This window comes from Hymenobacter rubripertinctus (genome assembly GCF_003583925.1).
In the GTDB taxonomy this organism is placed as follows: Bacteria; Bacteroidota; Bacteroidia; order Cytophagales; family Hymenobacteraceae; genus Hymenobacter; species Hymenobacter rubripertinctus.
Genome location: NZ_QYCN01000127.1, coordinates 1 through 467, shown reverse-complemented (window position 1 = coordinate 467; position 467 = coordinate 1). Strand labels below are relative to the sequence as shown.

Below are 467 nucleotides of genomic sequence, written 5' to 3'. Positions count from 1 at the left end.
GACAGCGGGCACGAAACGGGTGTTGCCGATGATGGCGATGGCCTTCCTCCAGCGTGGCCCGCTCGTCGGAAGTCAGCTCAATGAAGCGTTTCTGCATCTGCGAAGATAGCCCCTTCTCAATTGTCTGACTAATTTTGAATAGGCACTTAAAAAGCCGCAATGTGCAGTTCTGTGAGGTGGCCCAGCACCTGAACGACGCCGTCAAGCCCGCCTCGAACGAAACCCGCATTCAGGACTTTTTCCGCCAAACCGACCTGGATTATCGGCTGTTGGCGCACTTTCTATTGACCTTGCTGCCGACCACAGGCAAGCTGCGCCTATGCCTGGACCGCACGGAATGGGATTTCGGCCGCTGCCAGGTCAACATCCTGCTCGTCACCATCGGCCGGGGCGAGTTGCAGCTGCCCCTGTACTGGGAATTGCTCGACAACCGCAGCGGCAATTCGTCGGCCGCCGACCGCATCGCC

1 pseudogene is annotated in these 467 nt (G+C 58.9%); it reads left to right on the top strand.

What is annotated here, in order from left to right:
* Window positions 1–134: 134 nt before the first annotated feature.
* Window positions 135–467, top strand: a pseudogene (locus D0T11_RS21835) (IS4 family transposase); the annotation flags it as partial.